At 72.5% G+C, this 6022-nt stretch carries 4 protein-coding genes; all 4 read left to right on the top strand.

Features of this window, described 5'->3' with window-relative positions; translation table 11 throughout:
• Positions 1–982 (top strand): thioesterase domain-containing protein (locus ACYVE9_RS13065; protein WP_461027983.1); only part of this gene is annotated, 982 nt, incomplete at its 5' end.
• Between the two features lie 15 nt (positions 983–997).
• Positions 998–2857, top strand: a complete 1860-nt coding sequence (gene asnB / locus ACYVE9_RS13070) for an asparagine synthase (glutamine-hydrolyzing) (protein WP_461027984.1) — start codon at positions 998–1000, stop codon at positions 2855–2857.
• Positions 2858–2887: 30 nt separating this feature from the next.
• Positions 2888–4702, top strand: coding sequence for a non-ribosomal peptide synthetase (locus ACYVE9_RS13075; protein WP_461027985.1), 1815 nt, complete (start codon positions 2888–2890; stop codon positions 4700–4702).
• Position 4703: 1 nt separating this feature from the next.
• On the top strand, positions 4704–6022 hold a 1319-nt coding region (locus ACYVE9_RS13080; RefSeq protein WP_461027986.1), incomplete at its 3' end, for a 7-cyano-7-deazaguanine synthase.

The following is a 6022-nucleotide window of genomic DNA, read 5'->3' on the forward strand; positions in this document are numbered from 1 at the left end:
CGCCCCGCCCGCCGGGCGCCGCGCTCCGCGCACTCCCGCCGAGACGGCGCTGTGCGGCGTCTTCGCCGAGGTGCTGGGGGTGCGGGAGGTCGGCGTCGAGGACAACTTCTTCGAACTGGGCGGCCACTCCCTCCTGGTGCCCCGGCTGATCGGGGCGGCCCGGCAGGCGGTCGGCATCGACCTCTCGATGCAGCAGGTCTTCCTGGAGCCGACGGTGGCCGGGCTGCTGCGGGAGCAGCCGAGTGCCCGCGGACCGCTCGGCCCGCTGGTGCGGCTGCGCGCCGGCGGCGACGGCAGCCCCCTGTGGTGCCTCCACCCCGGCAGCGGGCTGGGGTGGAGCTACACCGGGCTGCTCGCCCACGTGCCGCCGGAGCATCCGGTGTACGCCGTCCAGGCCTGCGGCCTCGACGGCCGGGGCCGGCTCGCGGAGAGCTTCGGCGCGCTCGTGTCCGACTACTGCGCCCTCATCACCGCCGAACAACCGCGGGGACCGTACCTGCTGACCGGCTGGTCCTTCGGAGGCACCGCCGCACACGCCGTCGCCGCCCGGCTGCGCGACGCGGGGCACGAGGTCCCGCTGCTGGCCGCCATCGACGCCTGGCCGGCCGGCGGGCCGCAGGAGGCCACCGCCGGACCCCCGGACGTCCGCGCCGTGGCCTTCGACGGTGGGGACGCACCCGCCGGACTGGAGGGGGAACTGATCGACGCGCTGCTGGCCGTCACGGCGAACACGATCCGCCTGCTCGACGAACCCGGCACAAAGACACCGGTGTTCGACGGTTCGCTGCTGCTCTTCGAGTCCGCGCCCGGCGGCCGGGGCGCGGGAGCGGCGAAGCTGTGGCGCCCGTACGTCACCGGGGAGATCCGGACCGTCCCGGTGGCCACCGAGCACCTGCGCATGATGCGCCCCGACGCGCTCGCCGTGGTCGGGCCCGCACTGCGGGACGCCCTGCGCTCTCCGACCCCCAAGCCCGCCGTCTGAAGAGGAGGTCCCCCGATGTGCGGAATCGCCGGGTCGATGGCCCTGCGGAACGGACCGGCCACGGACGCCGCCGTGCTCGACCGCATGACGGCCGCCCTCGTGCACCGCGGCCCCGACTCAGCCGGCAGCGTCATCCGCGACGGTGCGGCACTGGGCTTCCGCCGGCTGAGCATCGTCGACCTCGACGGCGGCACGCAGCCGATGTACAGCGAGGACGGCGGCGTCGCCATGGTGTGCAGCGGTGAGATCTTCAACCACCGGGAACTGCGCGCCGAACTGGAGTCCCGCGGACACCGTTTCCGCACGTCCTGCGACGTGGAGGTGCTGGTCCACCTCTACGAGGACGAGGGTCCGGAGCTGCTGGACCGGGTGAACGGACAGTTCGCCTTCGCCATCCACGACCGGGGCAGACGCCGGCTCCTGCTCGCCCGCGACCATGCCGGGATCGCCCCGCTCTACTACGCGGACACCGGCCGGCATCTCGTCTTCGGCTCGGAGGTCAAGGCCCTGCTCCGGCATCCCGGAGTGCCGAGGGAGGTGGACCTGACCGGGCTCGACCAGGTCCTCACCTTTCCCGGCCTCGTCAGCCCGCGCACGATGTTCCGAGGAGTCAGCAGCCTGCGGAACGGCTGCTACCTGGTCGTGGACGAGGACGGCGCCCGGGAGAGCCGCTACTGGGACCTGGACTACCCCCGCACCGACGAGCAGCACGAAGTGGACGAGTACTACGCCGAACGCCTCCGGGAGTTGCTCACCGACGCCGTCCACCGCCGGATGCAGGCCGACGTCGACGTGGGCTTCTACCTCAGCGGCGGACTCGACTCGTCCCTGATCGGCGCACTCGCGGCCAGGTCGGCGCCGCACCCGCACTCCTTCTCGGTCACCTTCCCCGAGAGCCCGATGGACGAGTCGCGGTACCAGCGCCTGGCGGCGGCGAAGATCGGCTCCCGGCACCACGAGGCCCCCTTCACCGAGCGCGACCTCACGGACGGGCTGGAGCGCATGGTCGCGCACAGCGAGTGCCCGGTGAAGGAGACCTACAACACCTGCTCCATGGCGCTGTCCGCGCTCGCCCGCGCCCACGGCGTCAAGGCGGTCCTGAGCGGTGAGGGCGCCGACGAACTGTTCGGCGGCTACCTCGGCTACCGGTTCGACGCGGGCGGACGCGGCCGGGACCGTTCCGGGGACCCGCTGCTCGACGCCCTGGAGGAGGACCTGCGGGACCGGCTCTGGGGCGACCGCGACCTGTTCTACGAGCGCCGCTACCACGCCTGGCGCAGCCAGGTCCGCGAGTTGTACGCGCCCGACCTCCAGGCCGGCCACCACGAGTTCGACTGCCTGGCGCACCCCGTGGCCGACCGGCGACGGATCAGCGGCAGGCCGCGACTGAACCAGCGCTCCTACCTCGACTTCACCCTGCGGCTGTCCGACCACCTGCTGACCGACCACGGGGACCGGATGGCCCTCGCACACTCGGTGGAAGCCCGGTACCCCTTTCTCGACCGCCGGGTGCTCGACTTCGCCCTCACCGTGCCCACCCGGCTCAAGGTCGGCCCCCAGGGCGAGAAGCTGATCGTCAGGCAGGCTGCCGAGGGGCTCGTGCCGCCGGAGATCACCCACCGGGAGAAGTACGGTTTCCGCGCCCCGGGCAGCCCCGGCCTGCTCCGGCAGAACACCGAGTGGATCAACGACCTGCTGTCGCCCGCACGGATCGCCCGGCAGGGCTACTTCGACCCGGTCGTCGTGGAACACCTCAGGTCGCGCTACCTGGGCGACGGGTTCGCACTCCACCCGCACCTCGACGACGACCTCCTGCTGGTCGTCCTCACCTTCGGCATCCTCCTCGACACGTTCTCCCTTCCCGGACACGTGTGACCCCCGGCCCTCTGCAGACTAGGACCAGCCATGGCTTTCGAAGCGATCCAATCGATCGTGGGGCGCACGATCGAGCAGTTTCCCGACCGCGTCGCAGTGGAAGCTCAAAGCTCCCGGCTCAGCTACGCCGAACTGGACGAGCAGGCCGACGGTGTCGCCGCCGCACTGCACCGTGCGGGTGCCGGGGCCGGGTCGGTCGTCGCGGTACTCACCGACGACCGGGCGGAACTCGCCACCGCGATGGTGGGCGTGCTGCGCCTCGGTGCCGTCCTGGCGCCGCTGGACCTGTCCGCGCCGCCGCTGCGGCTGGCGGCGGTCCTCGCGGACGCCCGGCCCACCCACGGCCTCGTCGGTGTCGGCGGTGACCACCGGGTGGACGGCCCGCTCAGTGCCGTGCCGGACACCGTCCGGGTCGACCTCGGCACCGCCAAGAGCGCCGCCCGGGACGGTTACCCGGCCCACGTCGCCGCGCCCGACGACCCCAGCCACCTGTTCCACACCTCCGGTTCGACCGGTCGGCCCAAGGGCATACTCGGCCGGTCGAGCAGTCTCGACCACTACGTCCGCTGGCAGGCCGAACTGCTCGGCGTCGGCCCCGGATGGCGCGTGGGCCAGCTCGTGTCCCCCGCCTTCGACGCCGTGCTGCGCGACGTCCTCCTTCCGCTGAGCGTGGGCGGAACGCTGTGCGCGCCCGCGGCGGACACCCGATCCGACCCGTCCGCGCTGGCACGCTGGCTCGACCGGGAGCGGATCGCGCTGATCCACTGCGTGCCCTCCGTCTTCCGGCCGCTGCTCACCGCCGCCGTCACCGGCGGGCTCGGTTTCGAGTCGCTGCGGTGCGTGGCCCTCTCCGGCGAGAGGCTGCCGCCCGCGGACGCCGCCCGCTGGTTCGACCACTTCGGCGACCGCGTCACCCTGCTCAACCTGTACGGCCCGTCGGAGACGACGATGACGAAGACCTTCCACGTCGTCACCCGGTCCGACACCGACCGTGCCTCCATCCCCGTCGGACGCCCCATGCCGGAGACCGAGGTGCTGCTCCTCGACGAGGGCGGCGACCCGGTCCCCGACGGCCACGTCGGGGAGATCCACCTGCGGACCCCGCACCGCGCCCTCGGGTACCACCGGCAACCGCAGGCCACGGCGCGCGCCTTCGTGCCCGATCGGCTGCGGGAGGGCGCGGGCGAAGTCCTGTACCGCACCGGCGACTTCGGCCGGGTCCTGCCCGACGGGGCCCTGGAGTTCCTGGGACGCAGGGACCACCAGGTGAAGATCGGCGGGGTCCGGGTGGAACTGGAGGAGGTGGAGAGCGCCCTGCGCGAGTGTCCCGGTGTCTCCGAGGCCGCCGTGGTGCTCAGCGAGTCCGGGGACGGTCCGCCCCTGCTGCACGCCTTCGTCGAGCCCGCCACCGGAGTCGACACCGACGCCGTGCGCACCCGTCTGGCCGAGCGGCTCCCCGCGGTCGCCGTCCCGGCCGGCATCGTGGCCACGGACGGCATTCCCCGCACCATCAGCGGCAAGATCGACCGGGCGGCGCTCCGGCCGCCCGCCCCGGCGACGGCACCGGACGAGCACACCGAAGGCCCGCGCAACGCCACCGAGCAGGCCGTCGCCGACATCTGGTCCTCCGTCCTCCCCGCCCCCGCCGTCGACGTGCACCGCACCTTCCAGGAGTCGGGCGGTGGTTCCCTCGCCGTCATCACCGTGCTCTCCCGCATCGAGGAGGAGTTCGGCGTCTCGCTCCCGCTCCTGACGTTCCTGCGCAATCCGACCATCGAGGCGCTGGCCGGCGTCGTCGAGGAAGCACTGCTCGACACCGCATCCGACGACCTGCTGAAGGACTGACATGGGCTCCGACACACGCGACAGCGTCCTCGATCCCGACCGGGCCCGCATGGTCACGAGGCAGGTCGAGGAGGCCGTACGCCAGCAACCGCACGCCACCGACTGCGCGGTGGTGCTCCACGGTGCCGAGGACCCGGACGACCCCGACTCGGCGGAGCGCCGCTGTGTGAGCTGCGGCATCGGCGACGCGTTCCCCGGTCTGACCTTCGACGCCGGGGGCGTCTGCTCGCTGTGCGCCCGCCTCGACACCCACCGGGACGAGATACAGGCGTACTTCCGGCAGCCTGAGGAGCTGGCTCCCCGGCTGCGTGAGGCGGCCCGGGCCCGGGGGTCGGAAGTCGACTGCCTGCTGCTGTTCAGCGGCGGCAAGGACAGCACCTACGTGCTGTACCGGCTCGTGGAACTCGGCCTGCGGGTGATGACCTTCACCTTCGACAACGGCTTCATCTCCCGCACGGCACTGCGCAACGTCGAGGACGTCACCTCGGAGTTGGGCATCGAGCACGTCACGGCCACCCGGGCCGACCAGCGCAAGGTGTTCCTCCGGTCTCTCCAGGAGCACAAGAGCGTGTGCAACGGCTGCTTCCGCTCCCTGCTGGACCTGAGCACGACGCTGGCGCACGAACGCGGCATTCCGAGCATCGTCACCGGTCTGTCCCGAGGCCAGATCATGGACGAGCGGCTGTCCTGGTTCCACGAACACGGCATCTACGACGTGGCGGAGATCGAGGAGAAGCTGCGGGTCGGCCGACGTGTCTACCACCAGGCGTCCGGTGACCTCGGCGCCGCCGCCGTGGACGCCGTGGACGTCGTGGACTTCTTCCGCTACTCGGAGGTGACCAAGGAGGGCATCCGCTCCTACCTGCGGCAGCGCTCGTCCCTGTGGGCGCAGCCGACCGACACCGGCTTCTGCAGCTCCAACTGCATGATCAACGACGTGGGTGTCTACGTGCACGCCGCCGAGCGGGGCTACCACAACTACGAGGCGCCCACGCGGTGGGAGGTCAGGCTCGGGCATCTCGACATGGCCGAGGCGGACGAGGAGCTGCGGGTCCCGGTGGACACCGGGCGGGTCCGGCGGATGCTGGCCAGGATCGGCTACCCGGACCCGGCCGACCAGCGCAGGCTCGGCGCCCGTATGACGGCCTACTACGTGCCCGCCCCCGGCACGGCGGCACAGGGACTGCCCGGGGCCGTCGCCGAGGTGCTGCCGGAATCGCTGCTGCCCGCCACCTGGGTCCCGGTGCCCCGCATTCCGCGCACCGCCGGCCGGGTGGACCGGCGCGCGCTGCTCGCCCTGCACACCGTCCGGCCGTCGGC

The organism is Streptomyces sparsus (assembly GCF_054776295.1).